At 35.9% G+C, this 24,673-nt stretch carries 20 protein-coding genes, 1 tRNA gene and 1 pseudogene; 18 read left to right on the top strand and 4 right to left on the bottom strand.

Translation table 11 applies throughout. The annotated features are described in order from the left end of the window. Window positions 1–39: 39 nt before the first annotated feature. Window positions 40–708, bottom strand: coding sequence for a hypothetical protein (locus BM305_RS05285; protein WP_092559657.1), 669 nt, complete (start codon window positions 706–708; stop codon window positions 40–42). 257 nt (window positions 709–965) lie between these two features. On the opposite strand from BM305_RS05285, the gene BM305_RS05280 reads away from it, so the two are divergent. Further along, window positions 966–1,406, top strand: a complete 441-nt coding sequence (locus BM305_RS05280; RefSeq protein WP_092559656.1) for an acyl-CoA thioesterase — start codon at window positions 966–968, stop codon at window positions 1,404–1,406. Window positions 1,407–1,543: 137 nt separating this feature from the next. On the opposite strand, the gene BM305_RS05275 is transcribed toward BM305_RS05280, so the two are convergent. Both BM305_RS05275 and BM305_RS05270 read right to left on the bottom strand, forming a co-directional pair. Further along, a complete protein-coding gene (locus BM305_RS05275) occupies window positions 1,544–3,100 on the bottom strand; it encodes an ABC-F family ATP-binding cassette domain-containing protein (protein ID WP_092559655.1) in 1,557 nt (518 codons plus the stop codon). A 258-nt stretch (window positions 3,101–3,358) separates the two neighbouring features. Next, a tRNA-Trp gene (locus tag BM305_RS05270) sits at window positions 3,359–3,431 on the bottom strand. A gap of 284 nt (window positions 3,432–3,715) precedes the next feature. On the opposite strand from BM305_RS05270, the gene BM305_RS05265 reads away from it, so the two are divergent. From BM305_RS05265 to yajC, 3 genes are all read left to right on the top strand, one after another. After that, window positions 3,716–3,943, top strand: a complete 228-nt coding sequence (locus BM305_RS05265) for an HPr family phosphocarrier protein (protein WP_092559654.1) — start codon at window positions 3,716–3,718, stop codon at window positions 3,941–3,943. Window positions 3,944–4,124: 181 nt separating this feature from the next. Beyond that, window positions 4,125–5,255: a tRNA guanosine(34) transglycosylase Tgt gene (gene tgt, locus BM305_RS05260; RefSeq protein WP_092559653.1), complete on the top strand. Its 1,131-nt coding sequence runs from the start codon at window positions 4,125–4,127 to the stop codon at window positions 5,253–5,255. A 227-nt stretch (window positions 5,256–5,482) separates the two neighbouring features. Beyond that, the gene (gene yajC, locus BM305_RS05255; protein WP_092559652.1) at window positions 5,483–5,797 is read left to right on the top strand and encodes a preprotein translocase subunit YajC; all 315 of its coding nucleotides are present in this window, start codon (window positions 5,483–5,485) and stop codon (window positions 5,795–5,797) included. A gap of 74 nt (window positions 5,798–5,871) precedes the next feature. On the opposite strand, the gene BM305_RS05250 is transcribed toward yajC, so the two are convergent. Beyond that, window positions 5,872–6,741 (bottom strand): PHP domain-containing protein, encoded by an 870-nt coding sequence (locus BM305_RS05250; RefSeq protein ID WP_092559651.1) that lies wholly within the window; start codon window positions 6,739–6,741, stop codon window positions 5,872–5,874. 136 nt (window positions 6,742–6,877) lie between these two features. Between BM305_RS05250 and BM305_RS05245 the strand changes: the two genes are divergently transcribed. The 14 genes and pseudogenes from BM305_RS05245 to BM305_RS05180 all read left to right on the top strand — a co-directional run bounded on the left by BM305_RS05245 (window position 6,878) and on the right by BM305_RS05180 (window position 24,670). After that, a complete protein-coding gene (locus tag BM305_RS05245; protein WP_177214560.1) occupies window positions 6,878–7,252 on the top strand; it encodes a TIGR04086 family membrane protein in 375 nt (124 codons plus the stop codon). A gap of 138 nt (window positions 7,253–7,390) precedes the next feature. Beyond that, the gene (gene scfA, locus BM305_RS05240) at window positions 7,391–7,531 is read left to right on the top strand and encodes a six-cysteine ranthipeptide SCIFF (RefSeq protein WP_092559649.1); all 141 of its coding nucleotides are present in this window, start codon (window positions 7,391–7,393) and stop codon (window positions 7,529–7,531) included. 91 nt (window positions 7,532–7,622) lie between these two features. Next, window positions 7,623–8,990, top strand: coding sequence for a thioether cross-link-forming SCIFF peptide maturase (gene scfB / locus BM305_RS05235; protein WP_092559648.1), 1,368 nt, complete (start codon window positions 7,623–7,625; stop codon window positions 8,988–8,990). Window positions 8,991–9,035: 45 nt separating this feature from the next. Next, window positions 9,036–11,177, top strand: a complete 2,142-nt coding sequence (secD, locus tag BM305_RS05230) for a protein translocase subunit SecD (RefSeq protein ID WP_092559647.1) — start codon at window positions 9,036–9,038, stop codon at window positions 11,175–11,177. Between the two features lie 103 nt (window positions 11,178–11,280). Continuing rightward, window positions 11,281–13,044, top strand: a complete 1,764-nt coding sequence (gene recJ, locus BM305_RS05225; RefSeq protein WP_092559646.1) for a single-stranded-DNA-specific exonuclease RecJ — start codon at window positions 11,281–11,283, stop codon at window positions 13,042–13,044. Window positions 13,045–13,132: 88 nt separating this feature from the next. Next, window positions 13,133–13,657 (top strand): adenine phosphoribosyltransferase, encoded by a 525-nt coding sequence (locus BM305_RS05220; protein ID WP_092559645.1) that lies wholly within the window; start codon window positions 13,133–13,135, stop codon window positions 13,655–13,657. A gap of 25 nt (window positions 13,658–13,682) precedes the next feature. Next, the gene (locus BM305_RS05215; protein ID WP_092559644.1) at window positions 13,683–14,570 is read left to right on the top strand and encodes an ROK family protein; all 888 of its coding nucleotides are present in this window, start codon (window positions 13,683–13,685) and stop codon (window positions 14,568–14,570) included. Between the two features lie 157 nt (window positions 14,571–14,727). Beyond that, window positions 14,728–15,660 (top strand): mannose-6-phosphate isomerase, class I, encoded by a 933-nt coding sequence (gene manA, locus BM305_RS05210; RefSeq protein ID WP_092559643.1) that lies wholly within the window; start codon window positions 14,728–14,730, stop codon window positions 15,658–15,660. A gap of 34 nt (window positions 15,661–15,694) precedes the next feature. After that, complete coding sequence (locus tag BM305_RS05205; RefSeq protein ID WP_092559642.1) at window positions 15,695–16,336, top strand: YesL family protein; 642 nt, start codon at window positions 15,695–15,697, stop codon at window positions 16,334–16,336. Between the two features lie 25 nt (window positions 16,337–16,361). Beyond that, window positions 16,362–18,620: pseudogene (gene glgB / locus BM305_RS05200) on the top strand (1,4-alpha-glucan branching protein GlgB); the annotation flags it as partial. Window positions 18,621–18,656: 36 nt separating this feature from the next. Further along, entirely contained in the window at window positions 18,657–19,535 is an 879-nt protein-coding gene (locus tag BM305_RS05195; RefSeq protein ID WP_092559640.1) for a mechanosensitive ion channel family protein, read from the top strand. Between the two features lie 213 nt (window positions 19,536–19,748). Then, window positions 19,749–21,860 (top strand): glutamine synthetase III family protein, encoded by a 2,112-nt coding sequence (locus BM305_RS05190; protein ID WP_092559639.1) that lies wholly within the window; start codon window positions 19,749–19,751, stop codon window positions 21,858–21,860. 180 nt (window positions 21,861–22,040) lie between these two features. After that, window positions 22,041–22,808 (top strand): PP2C family protein-serine/threonine phosphatase, encoded by a 768-nt coding sequence (locus BM305_RS05185; protein ID WP_092559638.1) that lies wholly within the window; start codon window positions 22,041–22,043, stop codon window positions 22,806–22,808. Window positions 22,809–22,834: 26 nt separating this feature from the next. Further along, a complete protein-coding gene (locus tag BM305_RS05180; protein ID WP_092559637.1) occupies window positions 22,835–24,670 on the top strand; it encodes a serine/threonine protein kinase in 1,836 nt (611 codons plus the stop codon). Window positions 24,671–24,673: the final 3 nt, after the last annotated feature.

The raw sequence follows: 24,673 nt of genomic DNA, 5'->3' as shown, positions 1-24,673 counted from the left end.
GAAATTGGATGAATTATCACAATTTCCTTTTATTATGTATTATTGCACTCCGCCGGTTTCATTCATTGTGCGTTCTAAGTTCATAATTTCAACACGCTTATTACGCAGGTATTCAATATGTTTATTAAAATTACCGCCATCATTCATAATATTAAGAGTTTTTGTAGCTTCTGAATACGGAGAATCTAATAAAGGTATTGTATTGAATGCATTTGTTTCAATTGCATCTTCAATTTTACGCAATGCCTCTAATAAATTATTCTTGTACTCTTCAATTTCTTCTTTCATTCGATCAAGCTGTTCTTCCGCTTTCTTCGCCTTAATCTTTGCTAAGAATGGTTTCACATCTACAATAGTATCATCACTTTCAAAAGGATATACAAGTGTATATGGCTTTTGAATTTTTATAATGCGTTGATTTTTCTGGAATTCCTTGTTCATTGTCTTTAAGAAATTCAAGATATCATTATCAACTTTTGGATAGTAGAAGACCTCACCATCCAGATAATAAATACCACTTCGCTTTGAAACATGGTTTGTAACTGGATCAAGGTCATAAAATCTAAAACCAATGATTCGAACATCAGTATCTGGATTATCCATTAATAGTGCTTCTTCCATAGCTGTTTTTATATCCCATGATTCTACTTCTTTTGTATTGTTAATAATACCAAAGCCTACGTTTAAAAATTGAACATAACTTGCCATTCTAATCACTCCCTTTTCAGAATTAATACGTATGATTATTGTACCATGATTTCAATTTGGAAACAACTAATATTTTCGTACTAGAAATGAACAAATTGTAAAAGTGTAAAAATTGTGAAAGTGTAAAAATTGTGAAAAAATTTAATTAAAATTTAAAAAAAATTAGAAATTTATTGATTTTTTCAATAAAATTGTTATAATATATGTATTTAGGAAAATAAGTAAATAATTTATTACGAAGCATAGGGGGAAGACATATGAGGAAAATAGGCGTATATAAACATAAGGCACAGTATTATGAAACAGATCAGATGAAGGTAGTACATCATTCCAATTATATTAGGTGGTTTGAAGAGGCCAGAAATGAGATGTTAGATTTACTAGATTTTTCTTATCATAGAATGGAGGAAATGGGATTTATTTGTCCCTTAACAGAAGTAGCTTGTAAGTATAAATCGATGGTTCGATTTGATGAAACAGTATATATTGTTCCTAAAGTAGAAGGTTTCAACGGTGTAAAAATTGAATTTACATATCAGGTTATTGATGCAGTAACAAAGGAGCTGAGGGTTTTAGGAAGTACAGCTCATGCAGTCCTTGATAAAAACTATCATTTGATCTCATTAAAGAAGTCACATCCAGATGCATATGATTTTTTTGCAGGGTTAGTGGGACAAGATGTAATTGACATTCCATAACCTAAGGGATTCATTGAAATACATATTAATTGAATAGTGAAATATATGATACAAATACAAAGAGGTATGAAAAATAAATGCAGCATCTATTTTATATACCTCTTATGTTATTCTATAAAATCTGGATTACATAAAAATTAGATGATTTTTAAGCTCCAGCTGGAGCAGTCCCATACGTCTGTAGCCAGTCCTTCATAAAATTCTGGTTCATGACAAATCAGCAGAATGCTGCCTTTATAGGCTTGCAGGGCACGTCTTAATTCATCTTTCGCATCAATGTCTAAATGGTTTGTAGGCTCATCCAGAAGCAGAATATTTGTTTCGCGGTTGATGAGCTTGCAAAGTCTGACTTTAGCTTGTTCACCTCCGCTTAAAACGCGGACCTGACTTTCGATATGCTTTGTTGTCAGTCCACATTTTGCTAAGGCAGAGCGAACCTGATACTGAGTGTAAGAAGGGAACTCTTTCCAGATTTCTTCAATACACGTTGTTGTATTACCAGGAGTCATTTCTTGCTCAAAGTAGCCAATATGAAGGTAGTCTCCCAAGGACACACTTCCAGATACAGGTGGGATTAAGCCTAAAATACTTTTTAAAAGAGTTGTTTTACCAATTCCATTTGCTCCAACTAAAACTACTTTCTGTCCCCGTTCCATAGATAGATTTAAAGGATGAGAGAGTGGTTCATCATAACCAATTACTAAGTCTTTCGTTTCAAATAAAACCTTGCCAGATGCTCTTGCACTTATAAAATTAAATTCAGGTTTTGGTTTTTCCTTTTGCAGCTCAATCACTTCCATTTTATCTAGCTTTTTCTGGCGGGACATAGCCATATTGCGGGTGGAAACCCTTGCTTTATTACGAGCAACAAAATCCTCTAGTTCTTCGATTTCTTGTTGTTGCTTTCGATAAGCAGCTTCTAGCTGTGCCTTCTTCATTTCATAAACCTCTTGAAATTTATCATAATCGCCGACATAACGGTTAAGCGCCTGATTTTCCATATGATAGATTAGGTTAATGACACTATTAAGAAAAGGGATGTCATGGGATATTAAAATAAATGCGTTTTCATAATCCTGTAAGTAACGCTTTAACCATTCAATATGTTGGGTGTCCAGATAGTTAGTAGGCTCGTCCAATAATAAGATGTCGGGCTTTTCTAATAATAATTTTCCCAGTAGAACCTTAGTTCTTTGACCACCGCTCAAATCAGTAACATCTTTATCTAATCCAATATCATCTAATCCTAGAGCATGGCCGATTTCTTCGATTTTAGAGTCTATAATATAAAAGTCGTGTGCCATAAGTAAATCCTGAATGACACCTAGATCTTCCATCATAGAAGCTAGTTCGGTTTCAGAAGCTTCTCCCATTTTGTCACAGATTTCATTCATCTGGTTTTCCATATCGTATAAAAAAGCAAAAGCAGATTTTAAAACATCTCGAATAGTCATGCCTTTTTCAAGAACGGTGTGCTGATCCAGATAGCCTACACGAACATTTTTTGACCATTCAATTTTACCTTCATCTGGCTGGAGTTTTCCTGTGATTATATTCATGAAGGTAGATTTACCTTCGCCATTGGAGCCAAATAACCCAATATGTTCCCCTTTTAAAAGACGAAAGGATACGTTATGAAAAATAGCCCGATCACCAAATCCGTGACTTAGATTTTCAACATTTAAGATACTCATACAATAAACTCCTTATACTTGAAAAGTTTTTATTTTGTTAATTTCACCAGCTCGCGCAATAGTGTTATTTTATATGAAAAATAGTAATCTGACAAGAGTCTATCTTTTCTTTCATAAAATAATAGTAACGGTTTATTATATGTCAGCAATTTGTAGGAATAGAAAATGGCATATGGAAATAGAATATACATGAAATATGTGTATGAAAGCATATAAAACAAAAAAGTCATAAACCAAAAGGCTTATGACTCAAAAGAACAGGGGCAGTAGGACTTGAACCCACGACCTGCGGTTTTGGAGACCGTTATTCTACCAACTGAACTATACCCCTATGTACTTATGTATGTTGCAGCACTGCTGTGTTGCTTAATCATAATACAATAAATTGTTGCTATTGTCAAGATAATTTTAAAAAATTTAGAAATATTTTTTTATGACGAATAGTAAGGAATAAAATCGAATAAGATACATCTTATTATAAGAAGAATTTTCCTATAAATATAAAAATTAAAATTAAATAGAAAAAAGATTGACGGTATTCGCAAAAGGTGATATAACTAACTAAAATGTTAGCACATAGTTGAGTTTTTATTAAAAGAAAGAAGTGAATTATTTATGGAAAAGACGAAGATAAGATTACAGGAAGTAAACCAGGTAAAAGAATTTGTGCGTGAGGCATCTAGGTGTAACTTTGATATTGATATTAGCTACAACAGAGTAGTTGTAGATGCAAAATCTCTACTGGGTGTATTGAGTTTAGATCTTACCAAGGAATTAAGTGTAACTTGTCGAGGTTATAATCCAAATTTTGAAAATATTCTTAAGAAATTTGCTGTATCCTAAAAATTTAATACGTAAAACACTTTTAATGTGTTGAAATTTTCTCTGTTAGAGGCTATACTATTAGTCGGCAAACTACAGGGAAGTACATTAGAAGAACTTGTAGTTACGCAGACAATATGAATGTCAGGAGATACTTTTTCTGTCTATTGTCTGCGGAATTATGTAAGGAATGGAGAAGGCAATGTATCGTTTGATAACTAGAGATAATAATGCGAAACGAGGCGAATTTCATACTGTACATGGTACAATACAGACACCTGTATTTATGAATGTTGGGACAGCGGCTGCCATTAAGGGTGCTGTGTCCACATTGGATTTGCAGGCAATTGATACTCAGGTTGAACTATCCAATACGTATCATCTGCATGTAAGACCAGGAGACCTTGTAGTAAAAAAAATGGGTGGGTTGCATAAGTTTATGGTATGGGATAAGCCAATTCTTACTGATTCAGGAGGATTTCAAGTTTTTTCTCTGGCAGGGTTAAGAAAAATAAAGGAAGAGGGAGTATATTTTCAGTCTCATATTGATGGAAAACGTATTTTTATGGGGCCAGAGGAAAGTATGCAGATTCAGTCAAACCTAGCATCTACTATTGCAATGGCTTTTGATGAATGTCCTCCTCATCCAGCGACAAGAAAATATATGCAGGACTCTGTTGACAGGACTACCCGCTGGCTTTTGCGCTGTAAGACAGAAATGGAACGATTGAATTCACTTGAAGATACCATTAATCCAAAGCAGATGCTGTTTGGTATTAATCAGGGAGGAACCTTTGCAGATATACGGATAGAGCATGCCAGAAGGATTTCGGAACTTGATTTGGATGGATATGCATTAGGCGGTCTGGCAGTTGGGGAATCCCACGAGGAAATGTATGAGATAATTGAACAAACAGTACCTTATCTGCCACTGGAAAAGCCCACTTATTTAATGGGGGTGGGGACACCAGCTAATATTTTAGAGGCCGTGGAGAGAGGGGTAGATTTTTTTGACTGTGTTTATCCTTCAAGGAATGGAAGACATGGACATGCTTATACCAACCATGGAAAAATGAACTTGCTGAATGCCAAGTATGAACTGGATGAACGTCCGATTGAAGAGGGGTGTCAGTGTCCTGTCTGTAAGACATACAGCAGAGCTTATATCAGACATTTACTAAAAGCCAAGGAGATGCTGGGATTACGTTTTCTGGTGACACATAACTTGTATTTTTATAATAAGATGATGGAAGAAATCCGAATGGCAATTGAGGAACATCGTTTTCAAGAATATAAAAGGGATAAACTGGCCCGAATGGCAGAAGGTGAATAGAATATATGACCTGTTTTTCTGTGATAGGAAATTGCTCCGCATTTTGCTATCACAGAAAAAAGCACCCTAAAAAACAGGGTGCAGGATGATGCGCACTTGTGGGTAAGGAATATTGTGGCTAAAGGACAGCCACCCCCCAAGGCGCGGCAAAGTGTGTGGAACACACACTTTGTTCCTTGAAGGGCAGGTAAAATATAAAATGAAAATGCATAATTAGGAGGATTAAAATGAATTTACCAGCTATTTTTTTGGCAGCAGATACAGCAAGTATGCTGGCTACTTTTTTACCAATTATTGCTATGTTCTTAGTGTTTTATTTTCTTGTGATGAGACCACAAAAAAAGCAGCAGAGGGAACATGATGCACTTGTTGCTTCTGTGGAAATTGGTGACAGTATTTTGACAACAAGTGGTTTTTATGGTGTTATTATTGATGTGATGCCTGAAATCGTAATTGTTGAATTTGGAAGCAATAAAAACTGCCGGATTCCGATGAAGAGAGAATCAATTGTCAGTGTGGAAAAACCCAAAAAAGAGAGTTAATTTTGGTGAATAGTTATTATTATGAAAAGGTCGTTATTGCATTATACTGTAATAACGGCCTTTTTTGGCAGAAATTAAGAGAATAATTCATGCTTCTTATTTAATAAGTTTTCATAGATAGAATAAGATATTTGCAAATTTCCTTTCCCAGTTCCCAAAGATATATCTGGTTTATTTAAACCATGAAAATCAGAGCCCCCCGTAATAAGGAGATGGTGCTTACTTGCCAAATAGCGTGACACGTTTTCAGAAGTAATGGTATTAGAGGAGTGAATTGCCTCAATGCCTAGCAGACCATGCAAGGCAAGTCGTTTGGTCAATTGATCAAGCTCTTCTGGTGGGAGATTATAAAGCATGGGATGAGCCAGTACAGGAATTCCTCCAGCATGACGGATTAAGTCAATTGCGTCTTCAGGAGAAATGAAGTGACGGTTTACGTAAAATGGTCCGTCTTCTTTTAGATAACGGTCAAATGCCTCATTTGATGTTTTGACATAGCCGTGTTCGATTAAGTATTTAGCAAAATGAGCTCGTGTAATAACGGCAGCTTCTGCGTATTGAGTCAAATCTTCTATCGTGATAGGAATATCAACAGAATTAAAATTTGCAATCATTTTAAGGTTACGGTTTTCCCGTTCTTTTTGTAACTCATTCAAAGTGGAGATAAGCAAAGAGTTTTGCTCATTAATTAATAATCCTAAAATATGAATATCCCTGTTTTTATATCCGACAGATAGTTCTACACCAGGAATAACCTGAATGTCAGTTCCTTCTTTTTTAAATTTCTCTGCAAAAGCGGCTGCTGGAGCAATTCCGCTTATTGTATCATGATCCGTTAGGGCAAAAGCTGCAAGATTATTTTCAACAGCAAGTTTTACTAAATCTTCTGGCGGAAAAGTGCCGTCTGAAATATTTGAATGCACATGTAAATCAATTAATTTCATTTGAAAGCCTTTCTTTTTATAGATAGATATAGTTTGTTGGATAAATATTTTATTTTTATTGTAGTTCTATCTGCCATTCTTTGTCAATATATATGTTAATAAAAGTACAGGTACTGGAGAGGTTGGAGGTATGGAGATGAATCGTTCTATTATGAAACAGTCAAGAGGTGTTACTTTGCTAAAGGCATTATTTATTGCTTATGTTATAACAGGGGCTTTTATGTTATTTTTAGCTCTTGCCATGGCGAGGCTGGAAATGCCTGATATTGCAGTAAATGCTGGAATTATTTTCTCATATATTTTCTCATCATTTATAGGGGGGCTAATTGTGGGAAAACATTCATCGCAAAAAAGATTTTTGTGGGGAATCATATTGGGCATGCTGTATTTTGCAATTATATTTGCAGTTTCTATTCTAATGCAAAGAGATATTATGGGCGAAATAGGAAGTATGATCACTGTGTTTTTTATGTGCAGCTTAGGTGGCATGCTGGGTGGTATGCTTAGTTAATAAGTTAATATGTTAATAAAAAAAAACTTCCAATACAAAATGATTTGTGTTATAATATTTTGAGTTGACATGAATTTTTTGTTACATAGCAAAAGTTTATTTTTTAACAGAAAATTCAAATAAAGGAGGTTACTTGCATTGAAACATATCAAAACATTAACTACTCGTAATTTGAAAGAGACAATGAAAAAAGGCGGTTGTGGAGAATGTCAGACTTCTTGCCAATCAGCTTGTAAAACTTCTTGTACAGTTGGTAATCAAAGCTGTGAGAACAAATAATTATAAGCAGAGGGCAGCGGCAGATGTCGCTGCCTATTCAATGTGATATATGCAGGACATGCCAAAACATAAGAATGAAAGGAGTAATACCGTGATTCATCAGTATAAAAATAACGGTTATAATATTGTCTTAGACGTGAATAGTGGTAGTGTCCATGTAGTGGACGATTTAGTTTATGACATGATTGAATTGTATGAAACAAACGAGAAAGAATCCATTATAAGCAGAATGCTGGAAAAATACAGGGAAAGTGGAGTTGAAATAGAAGATATTCATGAGGCCTTTAACGAAATAGAACAACTTAAAGAGGGTGGATGTCTGTTCACAGAAGATATTTATGAAAAATATATTGTGGACTTTAAAAAAAGGCAGACAGTTGTAAAGGCTTTATGTTTACATATTGCCCATGATTGTAATCTGGCATGTAGATATTGTTTTGCAGGAAAAGGTGAATATCAGGGTGATAAAGCATATATGAGCTTTGAAGTCGGGAAAAAGGCACTGGATTTTCTGATTGCCCAGTCTGGAAGCAGAAAAAATCTGGAGGTAGATTTCTTTGGCGGTGAGCCTCTTATGAATTTTGAGGTCATAAAGCAGCTTGTTCAATACGGAAGAGATCAGGAAAAGAAGCATGGTAAAAACTTCCGTTTTACTCTTACGACAAATGGTGTATTACTAAATAATGAAATAATGGAATTTCTAAATAAAGAAATGTCAAATGTTGTCCTCAGCATTGATGGGAGAAAAGAAGTCAATGATTATATGAGACCTTCAAGAAATGATAAAGGTAGTTATGATTTGATTATGCCAAAGTTTATACAGATGGCTGAAAGCAGAAAGCAAACGGATTATTATGTGAGGGGTACTTTTACACATTTTAATTTAGATTTTTCAAAGGATGTATTACATTTAGCAGACATGGGCTTTAAGCAAATTTCTGTAGAGCCTGTTGTTTCAAAGGAAGAGGAGCCTTACGCGATTAAAGAGGATGACCTTCCAAAAATTATGGAGGAATATGATATTCTCGCCAGAGAAATGATTCGGAGAAACAGGGAAAAGAATGGTTTCAATTTTTTCCACTTTATGCTTGATCTGAGCGGAGGTCCGTGTGTAGCAAAAAGATTATCTGGATGTGGATCTGGTACTGAATATTTAGCAGTAACACCTTGGGGAGATTTATATCCCTGCCATCAATTTGTTGGGAATGAAGATTTTCTGATGGGCAATGTCTTTGAAGGGGTACAAAAGACTGAGATCAGAGATGAGTTTAAGCTTTGCAATGTTTACGCCAAGGAAAAATGCAGAGAATGCTTTGCAAAGTTTTATTGCAGCGGAGGCTGTGCAGCTAATTCATATAATTTTCATGGAACCATTACAGATGCTTATGACATCGGGTGTGAACTGCAAAAAAAGCGCATTGAATGTGCAATCATGATAAAAGCAGCAGAATCAGAGTAAGAGGGCTGTGATTTAGTAAAGTTAAGAGGAAAAGGAGAAAGAACAATGAAAGATAAGAAAAGAGGCATAGCAAGCTTACTTCTTGTGGTAATTGTAATTGGTGCATTTAGTGCCATAGCATTTATGGGAATTGGTAAACAACATAAGGGTAGTGCCCAAAACATTAAATTAGGTTTGGACTTAGCAGGTGGTGTAAGTATTACTTATGAAACAGTAGATGATAATCCAACTGCGACTGAAATGAAAGATACTATTTACAAGTTACAGAAGCGTGTTGAAAATTATAGCATGGAGGCAGCTGTTTATCAGGAAGGAAGTAACCGTATCAATGTAGATATTCCAGGTGTTACCAATGCAAATGAAATTCTTGCTGCACTTGGAAAAGCAGGTTCCATTGAATTTAAAGATGAAGATGGTAATGTTGTAATTGATGGTTCTGATATTTCTACAGCCAAGGCAGGAACTATTACACAGGGACTTACGGAATATGTCGTTAACTTGGAGCTTAATGCAACAGGAGCGAATAAATTTGCAGAAGCAACGGCAGCTAATATCGGTAAAACAATTTCAATTGTTTATGATGGTGAGGTCATTTCTTCTCCAAAGGTAAATGAAGCAATTACAGGTGGTAAGGCACAAATCAGTGGACAGAGCAGCTATGATGAAGCGGAAGCACTAGCATCCACAATTCGTATTGGTGCACTTCCATTAGAATTAAAGGAAGTTCGTTCTAACGTAGTAGGTGCAAGGCTTGGTGAAGAAGCAGTTGATACAAGTTTATTAGCAGGTATCATTGGTTTGGCTATTGTTCTATTGTTTATGATTGCTTATTACAGAATTCCAGGTTTAGCTTCTGCAATTGCATTATGTTTATATGTTGTAGTTACTTTAGTAGTATTGAATGGTTTTAATGTAACTCTGACACTTCCAGGTATTGCTGGTATTATTTTATCTATTGGTATGGCGGTAGATGCCAATGTTGTTATTTTTACAAGAATCCGAGAAGAACTTGCAACAGGCAAGACAGTTCGTTCTGCTATTAAATTAGGTTTTGATAAAGCACTATCTGCTATTATAGATGGTAACGTAACTACTTTAATTGCTGCTGCGGTATTATATTTTAAAGGTTCGGGAACTGTAAAGGGATTTGCCCAGACATTAGCAATTGGTATTATTTTATCTATGTTTACAGCATTAACAGTTACTAAGTTTATTTTAAAAGGTCTATATGGAATTGGATTTGACAAGGAAAAATTCTATGGTGTACAAAAAGAAGTTAAGGTTAAAAACTTTACTGGAAACTTCCTGAAATTTGCATCTATATCTGGAGTTATAATTTTAGTTGGTATTGGATCACTTATTTATAACAAAGCTCAGACAGGACAGATTTTAAATTATGGACTTGATTTTAAGGGTGGTACTTCAACTGAGGTGACTTTTGAAGGAACTGTTCCAAGCAGTACAGAAATTAGAGAACTTGTAAAAACAGTTACAGGAAAGAATGCCGAAACGTCAGAAGTAAAAGGTGAGAATGCTGTTGTTATTAAAACACAGGAACTGTCACTTGATGAAAGAACTGCTTTAGAAAATAAATTAGTTGAAACATATAGTGTTGATAAGAACAAAATTCAGACAGAAAATATCAGTGGTGCCATCAGTGATGAAATGAAAGAGGATGCAGTTGTTGCAGTTATCATTGCTACTATCTGTATGCTGATTTACATCTGGTTCAGATTTAAAGATGCTAACTTTGGTGCCAGTGCAGTGCTTGCATTGTGCCATGACGTATTAATTGTGATAACGGTATATGCAGTAGCCAGTGCAATGAATCGTATATCTGTAAGCAGTACATTTATAGCATGTATGCTGACAATTGTTGGTTACTCTATTAATGCAACGATTATTGTATTTGACCGAATTCGTGAAAATAAAGGCACAATGAACCGCCCAGATTTACTAGAAAATGTAGTTAATACTAGTGTTAGCCAGACAATCAGCAGAAATATTAACACATCTTTAACAACCTTTGTAATGGTATTGGTTTTAGCAATCTTAGGAGTGGATTCAATTCAAGAATTTGCAATTCCAATTATGGCTGGTATTATAGGTGGTGCATATTCTTCTATCTGTATTACAGGTGCATTGTGGTTTGTATTAAAGAAGACGTTTACAAAGAAAAAAGCTTAATAATTGAGAAGTATAGTTTTAGTAGTTTCAATGGCCATGAGAGATGAACTTTCATGGCTTTTCCTATGTCAGAAGAGGATGTTGGCACATATAAGGAGTAGTTATGGAAAAATGGTTTATTAAAAACAAAAAGGGTGATTTTTCAAAGATTGCTAGAGCATTTGGAGTTAGTGAGAAACTGGTACAGCTGGCTGTAAATCGAAATGTTAAATCTGCGTCAGAGCTTAAGGAATATTTATATCCAGATACGCATATGCTTTTGGAACCAAATAAGATGAAGGATAGTGTTCTTGCAGTTGATATTTTAAAGAAGAAGATAGAACAAAGGAAATCGATACGAATTATTGGCGACTATGATGTTGATGGTGTAATGGCTGCTTATTTGCTAAAGGTGGGTCTTTCCAGGGTGGGCGCTGTTGTAGATTATGAAATTCCAGACCGAATTAAGGATGGGTATGGCATTAATATAGATATTGTAGAGGCGGCAAGTAGTGATAACATTGATACCATTATTACCTGTGATAATGGTATTGCAGCATATGATCAAATCCAACGTGCAAAGGAACTGGGGATGACGGTAATTATTACAGATCACCATGAGGTTCCTTATGAAGAGCAGGAGGATGGAAAGAGGATATACAAGGTTCCTCCCGCAGATGCTGTAGTGAACCCGAAACAATGGGACTGTAGCTATCTGTTTAAAAAGTTATGTGGCGCAGCAGTGGTGTTCAAATTGTTAGAACTTTTATGGAAAGAATATTTCATAGCACTTAATGAACTAGAAGAACTGCTTCCTTTTGTGGCAATCGCAACGGTATGTGATGTCATGGATTTGGAAGGAGAGAATCGTGTACTGGTAAGTCAGGGGTTAAAGAAACTGCCTTTCTCAAAAAATTACGGTATTCAGGCGCTGATAGAGGTAAACCAGTTGAAAGAACGAAAGTTATCAGCATATCATATGGGATTTATTTTAGGACCTTGTATCAATGCTTCGGGGCGGCTGGAATCTGCTAAAATCAGCTTGAAAATGTTTTTGGCAGAGGATTATGAAAGAGCGATGCAATCAGCAAAGAAGCTAAAGCTTTTAAATGAGGAACGCAAGGAATTAACAAGCCTTGGGGTAAAACAGGCGTATTCAGTTGTGGAGGAGCAGTACGAGAGTGATTCTGTGCTTGTGGTATTTCTGCCAGACTGCCATGAAAGTATTGCAGGTATTATTGCAGGAAGAGTCAGAGAAAAGTATAATAAACCAGCAATTATATTGACTAGAGCAGAGCAGGGTGTAAAGGGTTCGGGAAGATCCATAGAAGCGTATTCTATGTTTGAAAAATTGAATGAGTGCAGAGAATTATTAACAAAATTTGGTGGACATCCTATGGCAGCAGGACTTTCACTTCCAGAAGAAAATATTTCCTTGCTTAGGGCAAAATTAAACCAAAACAGCAGTCTTACAGAAGATGATTTAATCAGAAAAGTGTCTTTTGATATGGAGCTTCCTTTTAATGAAATCAGTCCCAAGTTTATTCGTGAAATGGAGTTGCTAGAGCCATTCGGAAAAGGGAATGGAAAACCAACTTTTGTATTGAGAAATGTTGAAATTATCAATGGCAGGCTAATTGGGAAAGATAATTCCATGCTGCGGTTGTCTGTAAAAACAAAGAGTAGTTCGAATTTGTATTCTGCTATGTTGTTTCAGGGATTAGATAGATTTGAAGAAATAGTAGGAGAAAAATACGGGAAGAACGCAATGGAACAGATTCTGAAAGGAAATGCGAAAAATATTTTGTTAGATCTTGTGTTTTATCCAGATGTGAATGAATACAACGGAAAGGAAACAGTTCAGATTATTATTCAACATTTTCGATAAATTAACGCTAACATACTTGCATTTTTTTCAGTAGATGATACAATAATGGCGTAAGTTCAATTTTGTACAAGAAGAAAGGTAGTATTTTATGAAAAAATTAGAAGATTATGTAAGAAGTATTCCTGATTTTCCGGAAGAGGGAATTATATTTCGAGATGTAACCAGTATATTACAAGATAAAGATGGCTTAAGAATGGCAATTGATAAAATACAAGAAGAATTAGCGCAGGTAGATTTTGATTTAGTTTTAGGACCTGAGTCCAGAGGATTTATTTTTGGAGTTCCTGTGGCATATAATTTGAATAAGCCGTTTATTCCTGTAAGAAAAAAGGGAAAACTACCATGTGAAACAGTTGAGATGGAATATGATTTAGAATATGGTACAGCAGTGATTGAAATGCACAAGGATGCCATACAGCCAGGACAAAAGGTTGTAATCATTGATGATCTGATTGCTACAGGAGGAACCATAGAAGCAATTACTAAATTAGTAAGGAAGCTTGGCGGTGAAGTAATTAAAATTGTATTTTTAATGGAGCTGGAAGGTCTTTGTGGAAGAGAAAAATTAAAGGATTATGATGTAGTTTCTGTTATTAAATACGAAGGTAAATAAAATTTCAGCATAAAGGAGAGACGGTATGTTATTGGGAGGATTAGAAGCTGGTGGTACTAAAATGGTATGTGCAGTTGGTGACGAAAATGGTAAGTTAATTGACAGAAAGGTATTTCCAACAGAAACACCAGATGTTACAATACCTGCAATGATTTCATATTTTAAGGATTTTCCTGTTGAGGCAATAGGAATTGGAAGCTTTGGACCGTTAGACTTGGATAGAAAGTCTGAAACCTTTGGATATATTACCAGTACTCCAAAGCCTTTTTGGGGTAATGTAAATCTTAGGGGAGCTTTTCTTGAAGAATTTCACATTCCGGTTGGTATTGACACAGATGTCAACGGAGCTGCTCTGGCTGAAGCTACCTGGGGAGCTGGTGCAGGCTGCGATGTGGTTTTATATATTACAATCGGTACAGGTGTTGGTGTTGGGGTCTGCATAGGTGGGAAGCTTCTTCATGGGCTTGTACATCCAGAGGCAGGACATATACTGCTAGAAAAGTTACCAAATGATACGTATTCAGGGAAGTGCCCATTTCATCCTAACTGCCTGGAAGGACTTGCGGCAGGTCCGGCTATTGAAGGAAGATGGGGAAAGAAAGCAATCGAACTGGCAGATTCAGAAGGGGTCTGGAAGATGGAAGCAGAGTATGTTTCACAAGCTCTGGTAAATTACATTTTAACCTATTCTCCTAATAAAATTGTGCTTTGGGGCGGCGTTATGCATCAGCCTCAGTTGTTTCCGATGATTCGGAATGGTGTTGTAAATAAGCTGAACGGATATATCAGACATGATGCCATAGTAAAAAATATTGAGGAATACATTGTAGCCCCTAAGCTAGGAGACGATCCTGGAATAATGGGTGCCCTGCGACTGGGATATCTTGAAATGATGAATTCCTCTAAATTGTAATAAAGATAACTAATTGTAAAATAAGGATTGTATTTGGAAGTAGATTCTTCTGAATGCAGTCCTTTTTATAATTATTTTATTTTGAAAACGAGATAAAATATGCTACAATAGTTTTTGAGAAAAATTATATAGCCACGGAGGAAAAGGAGAAATAAAAATGCGAGAAATTATTATGCTACAACCTGTATTAAAGGAAATGATTTGGGGAGGATCAAGACTAAGAGAAGAATTTCATTATGACATTCCCTGTGATCATACAGGTGAGTGCTGGGCAGTGAGTGCGCATAAAAATGGCGATTGTATGATTCAGGATGGAACCTTTCAAGGGAAAAGCTTAAGCTGGCTATGGCAGAATCACAGAGAACTTTTTGGTAATGTGGAGGGAAATGAATTTCCTTTATTAGTAAAAATAATTGATGCAAAGACGGATTTAAGTATTCAGGTGCATCCCGATGATGAATATGCCAGAGTTCATGAGGATGGTGCATTAGGAAAAACTGAATGCTGGTATATATTAGATTGTGATGAGGATGCTACAATTGTAATTGGACATAATGCTTCTTCTAAGGAAGAACTAAAGGATATGATCGACCAAAAAAAATGGTCCGAACTAATTAAGTTTCGGAAAATCAGTAAGGGTGACTTTTTTCAAATTAATCCAGGGACTGTACATGCTATTAAAGGGGGTACGCTTATTCTGGAAACACAACAGAGCAGTGATATTACATATCGCTTGTATGACTATGACCGATTGCAGAATGGTAAACCAAGAGAACTTCATTTAGAAAAAAGTATTGATGTAATAACATGTCCACACGAAGAAGTGATGATTTCTAACCAGAATACAAATTTACAGCATGCAGTTGTTTATGAGTTGATTTCTTGTAAATACTACACAGTAGAGAGAGTTGTAGTGAATGGAAGAGAAACGTTTAAACAGACAGAACCTTTTATGTTGTTTAGTGTAATAGATGGAAGTGGAATGATAGATAATAGAAAAGTTGAAAAAGGAAATCACTTTATTCTGCCAGCGAATTATGGGGATTATACGGTAGAAGGAGATTTGGAATTAATCGTATCTTATTTATAAAATATAAGTATTTCATTTGAAAAGAGGAAAAAATATGTTTAATTTATTTAATTTAGATAATCCGGTAATGCGCTTTTTATCAAAATTATTTGATTTGGTTTATCTAAGTATTCTATGGGGATTGTGTTGTATTCCACTGGTAACAGTTGGGGCAGCAACGACAGCGCTGTACTACACTACGGTTAAGGTTTTAAGAAGAGAACGGGGATATGTTACACAGGAATTTATTAAATCGTTTAAAATGAATTTTGTAAATGGAACAATTGCATGGGTATTGCAGCTGGTTTTGGGAATACTAATTGTTTCAAATATTCAGTTTGCTTTTGCATTAGAAGGAAAATTTGCATTATTTCTAATCTGTGTGTATTGTTTTTTTGCATTTTTAATTATTGGAGTAAGTGTGTATTTTTATCCGGTACTATCTAGGTTTACAATGAAATTCAGTCAGGTAGTCAAGACGTGCTTATTTTTCATGTTTAAGCATTTAATTAGAACGCTCCTTATGATTGTGATTGTAGCTCTGTTTGGCTTTGCTACCTTTGCGGCAATACCATTGATTTTCTTTACGCCAGTGTGCTGCTGCCTGTTAGTATCACTAGTGATGGAACCAGTTTTAAAATTATATACTCCAAAAGAAGAAGATGGTGAAAATAAAGATGAGTGGTATTTAGAATAAAAAAATATAGGTTGGAGTGGGAGTTATGGATAAATTATTGTATGATTTAATGAATTGGGAGAAGGTTGAAAGTATAGTTTATGCGGATACTGATCATCCAGATGAATGTTTAGGGGCATTCCTATTAAAGGAGGGCATATTAATCCAGGCCTTTTTCCCAGATGCAAAAGAGGTTTATGTGGTTCCTGCTGGAAAAGAGAAGAAGTATAAAATGGAAATGGTTGATGAGAATGGTTTTTTTGCCGTTTTGGTTGCAAGAAAGAAACTGTTTTCTTACTCGTACCGTGTTGTTTATCAGGATGGTGTTGAGAGAACAGTGGAAGATCCTTATCGATTTAAGCCTACGATCACTTCTCAGGATTTACTTCGCTTTGCTGGTGGAATCCACTATTCAATTTATGAAAAGTTAGGAGCTCATCCTGTAGAAATAAATTCTGTGAAAGGCGTGGCATTTGCAGTTTGGGCGCCCAATGCAGTAAGAGTCAGTGTTGTTGGTGATTTTAACTTTTGGGATGGCAGGCGGAATCAAATGATTCATCTTGATGAATCGGGGGTTTTTTGGACATTTGTACCTGGATTAGAAGAGGGAAGCAACTACAAATACGAGATAAAAATAAAAGGTGATCTGACGATTTTAAAAGCAGATCCCTATGGGTTTGGAGCCGAGTTAAGGCCAAATTCCGCCAGCGTAGTCAGAAATATTGAATTATATCAATGGCAGGATGATGAATGGCTGAAAAAGCGTAAGAAAAATGTTTTACAGAACCAGCCAGTTTCCATTTATGAGGTACATCTTGGTTCATGGAAAAAGCCTGAAGATGAAACAAAAGAATTTTATAACTACCGTCAGCTGGCAGATATGCTGGCAGAGTATTTAATAGAAATGCACTATACACATGTTGAGATACTTCCTGTCATGGAACATCCATTTGATGCTTCGTGGGGATATCAGGTGACAGGTTATTATGCACCAACTGCACGATATGGAACCTGTGAAGATTTTATGTATTTTATTGATACTATGCACCAGAACAATATAGGGGTTATTTTAGACTGGGTACCAGCACATTTTCCAAGAGATGCATTTGGTCTTGCTAATTTTGATGGAACTTGTTTGTATGAACATCTGGATCCAAGACAAGGAGCCCATCCTCACTGGGGAACGCTGATATTTAATTATGGACGGCCTCAGGTGTCTAATTTTCTAATAGCCAATGCACTTTTTTGGGTTGAAAAGTATCATGCAGATGGAATCCGAATGGACGCAGTAGCTTCTATGCTCTATCTGGATTATGGTAAGGAACCTGGTCAATGGATTCCCAATATGTATGGGGGAAAAGAAAACCTGGAAGCCCTTGAATTGCTAAAGCATTTGAATAGTATTATGAAAAAGCGGGAAGATGGTGCTGTACTGATAGCGGAAGAGTCAACTGCCTGGCCGATGGTAACAGAAAATGTGGAATCAGGAGGATTAGGCTTTGATTTCAAATGGAATATGGGATGGATGAATGATTTTCTTAATTATATGAGATGCGATCCCTTATTTCGAAAGGGCCGGCATGGAGAATTGACTTTTAGCATGATTTATGCGTATAGTGAGAAATTTATTTTGGTGTTTTCTCATGATGAGGTTGTTCATGGAAAAGGTTCTATGATTCAAAAGATGCCAGGGGATTATTGGGAGATGTTCTCTAATTTGAGGGCTGCCTATGGTTATATGATGACACACCCAGGTAAGAAGCTGTTGTTCATGGGGCAGGAATTTGCACAATTTGCAGAATGGGATGAGAAGAAAGAACTTGACTGGAAACTAATTGAGGATTTTGAAGCACATCAAAAGATGCAGAATTATGTAAGAGAATGGAATCTCTTTTATCAACAGAGGCCAGCATTATATTGCAAGGATGATAGTGCAGATGGATTTGAATGGATTAGTTGTCTGGATTGTGATCATAGTATAATTGCTTTTTTACGTAAGAGCAATAAAAAAGAGGAAACTCTTTTAGTTGTTTGTAATTTTACTCCAGTCGTATATAACGAGTTTCTGGTTGGTGTACCTTTTAAAGGAAGATATAAAGAAATATTTAATAGTGACCGTGTAGAGTATGGTGGAGAAGGGAACTGTAATCCACGATTAAAACAATCAAAAAGTATAGCGTGGGATGGAAGAGAGGAATCTATTAAAATAGTAGTACCACCGTTAGGTATTTCCGTATTTACTTGTACGCCGTTGGTAAAGGAAGAAGAAAAGGCTAAAAAACAAAAGAGAACGAGAGTTGTGAAAACGGATTAGGGGGGAATTGAGATTAAAGTGAATAGAATGCTTTTGGAAAGCAGTATTGTAGACAGTTCAGAAGCGCTGGAACAAGCAAAGGAAAAGGTTCAGGTATCGGTGGACTGGTTTAACAGCATTCTTCCTGATATATTGAAGGTAGGTAAAAGTCTTTTGATTGCTCTTGTTGTGTTCTTTATCGGTAAGAAAGTAATCAACTGGCTGTTACGTCTGGTGGAAAAATCTCTTGAACGGTCAAATGTAGATACTGGAATTACGAAGTTCCTTATTTCATTTAGCAAAGTAGTAGCAACCATTGTATTGCTGGTAACAATTATTGCTATCTTGGGATTGCCAACTACCTCTTTTGTAGCGTTAATTGGTTCAGCAGGTGTGACAATTGGTCTTGCACTTCAGGGAAGTCTGTCTAATTTTGCAGGTGGAGTTTTAATTTTAGTATTAAAACCATTTCGAGTTGGAGATTATATTATTGCAGCAGGAAATGAAGGAACCGTTTCGGGAATTGATATTTTTTATACAAAACTATTAACAATAGATAATAAAGTTGTTGTAATTCCCAATGGTTCTTTAGCAAATTCTAATATAGTAAATGTCACAGCAGAACCAGTTCGAAGGCTTGATTTAATAATTCCAATAGAATATTCTGAAAACATAAAGAGGGTTAAAGATGTTTTATTTCAGGAAGCAATGAATCATCAGCTGGTGCTAAAAGAAGATTATCAGATTGATATTTATGTGAGCAGCTTTGAAGCGAGTTCAATTTCACTTGGGCTAAGAATGTGGGTAAATACAGATAATTATTGGAAATTAAAGTGCGAGATACTGGAGAATATAAGAGAACGATTCGCAGAAGAAAATATATTTATTCCGTTTAATCAGTTAGATGTTATTGTGAAAAGGGAATAAAAACTTATTCTCAAAAGAAATAATGAAAAAATCTCAAAAAAAAATGAAAAAACACTTTATTTTTTTAATAAATCGTGGTATCTTATTACTAGCGAAAAAGAAATTCGTTTAGAATTGGAGCAAGGGTGTTCTCAAGGTTTATTTGAGAACACCTTTTTTCATAGGAATACTATGAATAGCATAGAATATCATATGGAAGGAAGGACTTAGAATATGAAAAAGAATGTAATTGAAGAAGTTTTTGCTATGGATGTTTTTAATGATGCAGTAATGAAAGAACGCTTACCAAAGCCTGTTTATGCAAAATTAAAAAAGACAATTGAAAATGATGAAGAATTAGATCTGGAAATTGCTGGAGCAGTTGCTCATGCAATGAAAGAGTGGGCTTTAGAAAGAGGTGCTACACACTATACCCATTGGTTCCAGCCAATGACTGGTATTACTGCTGAAAAGCATGATTCCTTTATTTCACCAACAAAAGATGGTGGTGTGATTTTAGAGTTTTCAGGCAAAGAGTTAGTAAAAGGTGAGCCGGATGCTTCGTCATTCCCATCAGGTGGTATTCGTGCTACATTTGAAGCAAGAGGATATACAGCTTGGGATTGTACATCACCAGCATTCTTAAGAGAAGATGCAGCAGGTGTTACTTTATGTATTCCAACTGCTTTTTGTGCATATACAGGAGAAGCCCTTGATAAAAAGACTCCATTATTACGTTCTATGGAAGCTGTCAGCAAGCAGGCAGTACGTGTATTAAAATTATTTGGACATGATGATGTAACAAATGTATCTTGCTCTGTTGGTCCAGAACAAGAATACTTTTTAGTAGATAAAGAAAAATATTTAATGAGAGAAGATTTGATTTTTACTGGCCGTACTTTGTTTGGTGCAATGCCTCCAAAGGGTCAGGAACTGGATGATCACTATTTTGGAAGTATCAAAGAAAGAATTGCAGCTTTTATGAAAGAGTTAAATGTGGAACTTTGGAAGCTTGGTATTCTTGCAAAAACCCAGCATAATGAAGTTGCACCTGCTCAGCATGAAATGGCTCCAATCTATTCTACAGCCAACATTGCAACAGATCATAATCAGTTAGTTATGGAAACAATGAAAAAAGTTGCAAAACGCCATGGTTTAGAATGTTTATTACATGAGAAACCATTTGCAGGAGTTAATGGTTCAGGTAAACATGATAACTGGTCACTTGTAACTAGCACAGGTAAAAACTTATTAGATCCAGGAAAAACTCCACATGATAACATTCAATTCTTATTATTCCTGGCTGCTGTTTTAAAGGCAGTAGATGAAAATGCAGGTTTACTTCGTATGTCAGCATCTAATCCTGGAAATGACCACAGATTAGGAGCAAATGAAGCACCTCCAGCTATTATTTCTGTATTCTTAGGAGAACAGTTACAAGATGTTGTAGCTCAATTAATCGAAACTGGTACTGCTACTTCTAGTAAGCAGGGTGGAAAATTGAATATTGGTGTAAATACATTACCTTCTCTTAAGAAAGATGCTACTGACAGAAACCGTACATCACCTTTTGCTTTCACAGGTAATAAATTTGAGTTCCGTATGGTTGCTTCTTCTATGTCAATTGCAGGGGCAAATACAGTACTTAACACAATTGTTGCTGAAGTATTGGCTGAAATGGCAGATGAATTAGAGGGTGCTGAAGATTTCAACGTTGCAGTTCATGATTTAATTAAAAAGACGTTTGCAGAGCATCAAAGAGTTATTTTCAACGGAAATGGCTATTCGGATGAATGGGTAGAAGAAGCAGCACGCAGAGGATTACCAAACCTGAAAACTATGGTAGATGCAATTCCTGAGCTTACAACAGAGAAAACAATTACTATGTTTGAAAAACATCATGTATTATCCCGTTGTGAGTTAGAGTCTCGTGCAGAAATTCACTATGAAGCTTATGCAAAAGCAATTAATATTGAAGCAAAAACTATGATTGATATGGCTTCCAAGAAATATATTCCTGCTGTTATTAAGTATGTTACAAGCCTGGCTGATTCTATTAATAGTGTAAAAGCTGCTTGTCCAGCTGCTGATATTTCTGTTCAGACAGAGATTTTAACAAAAGCGTCTTCTTTATTAGCTAGCGCAAAAGCTGCATTAGCAAAATTAGAAGCTGTTACAGCAGAAGCTGCTGGTGTTGAAGAAGGAAAAGAACAAGCAACATTCTTTAAAGATACTGTGTTCGCAGCAATGGGAGAATTAAGAAGTCCTATAGATGAATTAGAGATGATAGTAGATAAAGCATTCTGGCCTGTTCCATCTTACGGCGATTTATTATTTGAAGTATAATAATTAAGAAGTGATAAAATCTAAATCACAAGGAACTTAGTTTTAAGTTTCTTGTGATTTTTTTATGTTTAGTTTTACGAATGGAATATTTTGTGGTAAAATTAAAACCAAGAAGTGTTGTAGATTTATGTACATAGGACAAAAAAGCATCGAATTATCAGAGAGTGATGGAGGGAGAATATGAAATTTCTGGCAGCAGCTCAGACAGACAAAGGTATTGTGAAGGACAAAAACCAGGATAGTCTTTCTATTAAAATTGCAGATACTTCTTTTGGGGAGATTTTACTTGCTGTTATTTGTGATGGCATGGGTGGTCTGGAGCAGGGAGAAGTGGCAAGTGCAACAGTGATAAGAGCATTTGAAAACTGGTTTACAACTGTTTTGCCCAATCATTTAAGACGTGGCATTAGTGAAGATAAGATACGTTTCCAATGGGAAGAAATGCTAAGTGAGTTGAACGAAAAAATTAAAAATTATGGACGGAGATGTAATATACGGTTAGGAACGACCATAACTGCATTGCTTATTATGGGAGAAAAATATTATGTTATTCATGTTGGCGATACAAGGTTATATGAGATTGAGAATCAGTTAAGAGTACTTACAAGAGATCAGACAGTGGTTGCAATGGAGATTGCCAGAGGAAGGCTGACCGAGGAACAGGCAAAGGTTGATCCAAGAAGGAGTATTTTATTACAATGTGTGGGGGCTTCTGAAAGTGTATGTCCTGAATTTTATAGTGGAGTGGTGAAAAGAAATGCAGTATATATGCTTTGTTCAGATGGATTCCGCCATGAAATCACACAAGAGGAAATTTTTGAATGTCTATCTCCTGATGTACTAACCAGCGTAGAAAATATGGAACATTATGCTGACTATTTGATTGAATTGAACAAGAGTCGTAAGGAACGGGATAATATTTCGATCGCACTAATAAAAACTTATTAAAATTTTAGAATTATGGAGAGGAAGAAATGCTTGAAATAGGTTCAATTATTGATGGAAAATATAAGATACTGAACGTTATTGGACGGGGAGGAATGAGTGTTGTATACCTTGCCATGAATGAAAAGGCAAATAAGCAGTGGGCAATAAAAGAAGTCCGAAAGGATGGCGTGTGGAATTTTGAAGTGATTAAGCAGGGGCTGATTGTTGAAACAGATATGTTGAAGAAGTTTAACCATCCAAGCCTGCCTAGTATTGTAGACGTTATTGATTCTGACGGAATGTTTCTTATTGTAATGGATTACATAGAAGGAAAACCACTTAGTGATAAGATAGCAGAGCAGGGAGCATTGTCACAGGAAGAGGTGATTCACTGGGCAAAGCAGCTTTGTGATGTTTTATCTTATTTACATAATCAAAAGCCACCGATTATTTATCGTGATATGAAGCCAGCTAATGTTATGCTAAGGCCCAATGGAGATGTAACGCTAATCGATTTTGGAACAGCACGGGAATATAAGAAAACAAGTCTGGAGGACACTACCTGCTTAGGAACTAGAGGATATGCTGCACCTGAGCAGTTTGGCGGGCAAGGTCAGACAGATGGCAGAACCGATATTTATTGTTTAGGAGCTACTTTATATCATTTAATCACTGGGCACAACCCAAGTGATCCGCCATATGAAATGTATCCAATACGCTACTGGAATCCTTCCTTATCCCAAGGTTTGGAGAATATTATATTAAAGTGCACACAAAATAATCCGGCAGACCGGTTTCAGTCCTGTTCAGAATTAATGTATGCCTTGGAGCATTACGAAGAGCTTGATGATGCATATATCAGGGAGCAAAAGAAAAAGCTGACATTATTTATTATACCTGCTGTGCTGACACTAGCATTTTTGGCTTTTTCCTTTTTCTGTTATAGCCAAAAGGAAAAGCTGCAAATAAACAGATATGAGGTTTTAATGGATGAGGCAGCAGGTTCATCTGACTATGATAAAATTATTTTGTGCTATTTAAGTGCTATTACCTTGTCACCACAAATTAAAGAACCTTATCTGCAATTAATCGATCAATTTACCAGCGATCAGCTTCTTTCAAAGGAGGAGGATCAGATTATTGAGTATTGCCGGATAGGAGGAATTAGTCAGCCAATTGATACATTTATTCAATTAACAGGTTCAAAGTCAAAAGAATATAAATTCAGCAATGCTGAGACAGTGAAACCATTTACCAGATTGATGGAATCACCAGATGAATATATTGAGGTATGCTATAAAATTGGAGAAGCAAGATGGTTCTATCTGGAAACGGAAACGGATGTTGAAAAGAAAACTTCAATTACTTTTTTCGACTATGTAACAAAAATATGTGAAGAACAGGGAAAAGATATAGAAGAAGACGGATACTATAGAAAGGCCAGCTTATATTCAGCCATTGGAAGCTATTATAAGGACATTACAAGGCTTGAATATGAAGGTTCAGATGCAGGTAAGCATATTGAATTCTGGGAAAATCTGAAAACTTTAAAGTCAGAGCAGGATAAAGTAAGTGGAGAAGATGCTATCAAAATTAGGCTTTTTGCTGAAATATGCGGACAGATTTTTGAACGGGCAAATAAGTTAAAAACAGATGGCGTTGATCAGACTGATATGGAGGAAATGCTGACAAGTATTAAAAATGAGCTAACTGATATGACTGTTACAAATGAATTGCTCCAGAAAGAAGTAACAGAACTTTTGAGCCAGACAATTGTACAAGCTGAAAATGCCATAGTAACAGCTTATTCTGCAAGAACAACTGAAGAACAGTCAGAAAATCAGGATTCGGGCAGTACAGTGACAAGCGGGGAGGGACGATAGAAA

Source organism: Anaeromicropila populeti, assembly GCF_900112775.1.
GTDB lineage: Bacteria > Bacillota > Clostridia > Lachnospirales > Lachnospiraceae > Anaeromicropila_A > Anaeromicropila_A populeti.
This window is presented reverse-complemented; position numbering and strand designations above follow the sequence as displayed.

Coding starts and splice junctions, on each gene's coding strand:
- yajC (WP_092559652.1), top strand. CDS start 5,483: ATGAATTTACCAGCTATTTTTTTGGCAGCAGATACAGCAAGTATGCTG.
- secD (WP_092559647.1), top strand. CDS start 9,036: ATGAAAGATAAGAAAAGAGGCATAGCAAGCTTACTTCTTGTGGTAATT.
- BM305_RS05185 (WP_092559638.1), top strand. CDS start 22,041: ATGAAATTTCTGGCAGCAGCTCAGACAGACAAAGGTATTGTGAAGGAC.
- BM305_RS05245 (WP_177214560.1), top strand. CDS start 6,878: ATGAATCGTTCTATTATGAAACAGTCAAGAGGTGTTACTTTGCTAAAG.
- BM305_RS05180 (WP_092559637.1), top strand. CDS start 22,835: ATGCTTGAAATAGGTTCAATTATTGATGGAAAATATAAGATACTGAAC.
- manA (WP_092559643.1), top strand. CDS start 14,728: ATGCGAGAAATTATTATGCTACAACCTGTATTAAAGGAAATGATTTGG.
- recJ (WP_092559646.1), top strand. CDS start 11,281: ATGGAAAAATGGTTTATTAAAAACAAAAAGGGTGATTTTTCAAAGATT.
- BM305_RS05220 (WP_092559645.1), top strand. CDS start 13,133: ATGAAAAAATTAGAAGATTATGTAAGAAGTATTCCTGATTTTCCGGAA.
- BM305_RS05250 (WP_092559651.1), bottom strand. CDS start 6,741: ATGAAATTAATTGATTTACATGTGCATTCAAATATTTCAGACGGCACT.
- BM305_RS05275 (WP_092559655.1), bottom strand. CDS start 3,100: ATGAGTATCTTAAATGTTGAAAATCTAAGTCACGGATTTGGTGATCGG.
- BM305_RS05285 (WP_092559657.1), bottom strand. CDS start 708: ATGGCAAGTTATGTTCAATTTTTAAACGTAGGCTTTGGTATTATTAAC.
- BM305_RS05280 (WP_092559656.1), top strand. CDS start 966: ATGAGGAAAATAGGCGTATATAAACATAAGGCACAGTATTATGAAACA.
- BM305_RS05265 (WP_092559654.1), top strand. CDS start 3,716: ATGGAAAAGACGAAGATAAGATTACAGGAAGTAAACCAGGTAAAAGAA.
- BM305_RS05195 (WP_092559640.1), top strand. CDS start 18,657: ATGCTTTTGGAAAGCAGTATTGTAGACAGTTCAGAAGCGCTGGAACAA.
- BM305_RS05215 (WP_092559644.1), top strand. CDS start 13,683: ATGTTATTGGGAGGATTAGAAGCTGGTGGTACTAAAATGGTATGTGCA.
- BM305_RS05190 (WP_092559639.1), top strand. CDS start 19,749: ATGAAAAAGAATGTAATTGAAGAAGTTTTTGCTATGGATGTTTTTAAT.
- BM305_RS05205 (WP_092559642.1), top strand. CDS start 15,695: ATGTTTAATTTATTTAATTTAGATAATCCGGTAATGCGCTTTTTATCA.
- tgt (WP_092559653.1), top strand. CDS start 4,125: ATGTATCGTTTGATAACTAGAGATAATAATGCGAAACGAGGCGAATTT.